This is a genomic window from Paenibacillus artemisiicola (assembly GCF_017652985.1).
In the GTDB taxonomy this organism is placed as follows: domain Bacteria; phylum Bacillota; class Bacilli; order Paenibacillales; family Paenibacillaceae; genus Paenibacillus_Z; species Paenibacillus_Z artemisiicola.
Genome location: NZ_JAGGDJ010000119.1, coordinates 1 through 885, shown reverse-complemented (window position 1 = coordinate 885; position 885 = coordinate 1). Strand labels below are relative to the sequence as shown.

The 885-nt window shown below is 74.6% G+C and carries 1 protein-coding gene; it reads right to left on the bottom strand.

Annotated features, from left to right (window positions below; genetic code table 11):
- Window positions 1-106: 106 nt before the first annotated feature.
- Window positions 107-760 carry an Lhr family helicase gene (locus I8J29_RS33415; RefSeq protein WP_208851564.1) on the bottom strand — a complete coding sequence of 218 codons (654 nt, stop codon included), beginning with the start codon at window positions 758-760 and terminating at the stop codon, window positions 107-109.
- Window positions 761-885: the final 125 nt, after the last annotated feature.

Sequence of the window (885 nt, the reverse complement as noted above, 5' to 3'; positions counted from 1 at the left end):
GGGGGCGGCGAGGCGCAGGCGGCCGTCCGGCGGCTTGCTTGCGCCGCGGCGGACGCCGGCCGCAGCCGATCGGCCGCGCGAACGGCGAGCGGCCCGATCGGGCCGTTCACCGCAGGCCGCTCGGCCAGATCACGAAGGAGCGGTTGTCGCGCTCCGCGCCGAGCGTCTTCAGCACGTCCGCGACCGGCGATTCCGCGATCGGCGCGCCGTTCCACCGGTCGATTTTGATTTTGCTCAGCTTCTGCTGGCGGAGCAGCGCGCGGAAGACGTCCCGCAGCGCCGCGGGGAGCTCCGCGTCCCGCGCGGCGGCGTCCGGCTCGTCCGGCGGCGCCGTCAGATCGACGATGTGCCGGCCGTTGTTCTCGAGCCAGAAGCGCCACCGGCCGTGCTGCAGCACGAGGAAGCTGCCGCTCTTGCGCGCGAAGCCCGCGCCCCGCGCGGCCGGCCAGTCGGCGGCGAGGCCGAACGGGTTGGCCGGATCCGTCGCGGCCAGCACCGTCACGGCGTTGCCCGCCCGCGCGGGCAGCGGACGGCGCACGGCCTCGATGCCCTCGCGCCGGGCGAACTGCAGCGTGCCGACGCCTTCCACGAGCAGCCCGCGCGTCACGACGCCCCACTGCTCGAGCTGCTTCAGCACGGGGAACAGCTCGTCCCAGCCGAAGGGCGACAGCTGCTGCACGAGCTCCCGGGAGACGATGCCGCAGCTGTCGAGCAAATGCTGGGTCCAGTGCAGCGCCGACGCCGACAGGTCGGAGCTCACGGACCGCAGCGCCTCGGCGCCGAGCTCGCCCGGCCCGCCGGCGGACGTTCCGGCGCCCGCGGGCGGGCCGGCGGCGAAGCCCGCTGATCGGAAGACGTCACGTCTGAACTCCAGTTACCTGATCT